This window comes from Rhodoferax sp. GW821-FHT10B06 (assembly GCF_059415605.1).
This window is the reverse complement of the sequence record NZ_JBWKNO010000047.1, coordinates 1-629: the sequence shown is the minus strand read 5'-3', so window position 1 is coordinate 629 and position 629 is coordinate 1. Positions and strand designations below refer to the sequence as shown.

The 629-nt window shown below is 59.0% G+C and carries 1 protein-coding gene; it reads right to left on the bottom strand.

The genetic code is table 11. From position 1 onward, the window contains the following. A partial coding sequence (locus AC07O2_RS25980; protein WP_495234998.1) for a YncE family protein occupies positions 1-629 on the bottom strand: 629 nt, incomplete at both ends.

Here is a 629-nt window from a genome sequence, read left to right as displayed (position 1 = left end):
GCGTCATACACCACGTCGTCGTTACCGCCACCGATTTCATAGGTGTACAGAATCGCGCCATTGTCGGCATCCATCACCGCAAAAGATGGCTTCACCGTCGCACTGCCACGGCAGCCCAGGAAGATGCGGTGGTTGGTCGCATCCAGCGCCAAGCCATTGGTCTGGGCGCAACCGGGTGTGGGCCACTGGGCGGTGACGGTCAGATCCTTGGTGTTGATGCGGTACACCGCGTTCTCGTCGCGCGAGGCCATGTAGAAATTGCCTTGGCCGTCGGCTTCCGCGTGCTCAGGCTTCTTGGTGCTGACCTTGATGGAGCCGACCTGCTTCAACGAGGGGACATCGAGTACCAGCAACTCGGTACCGTCTTTTTCTGCACCCATATTGACAATGACGCGCTTTGTCGCGGAGTCATAGTGGACGGAGTCCAGATCGTCACCCAGCTTGATAGACGGCTGGGCTTGCAAGGTAGACAGCTTGAACGGCGTGATGGTGCCGTTTTCGTTGTATGAAATGCCCAAGTCAAACTCGGAAATCACGGCGGCACCATTGGAGCTATCGCTGGCCGTCGTACCGATGATGCCCAGCGCCTTGTGCTTGGCCAGATCGTAGGCCTGCAGACCCGCGCCGCG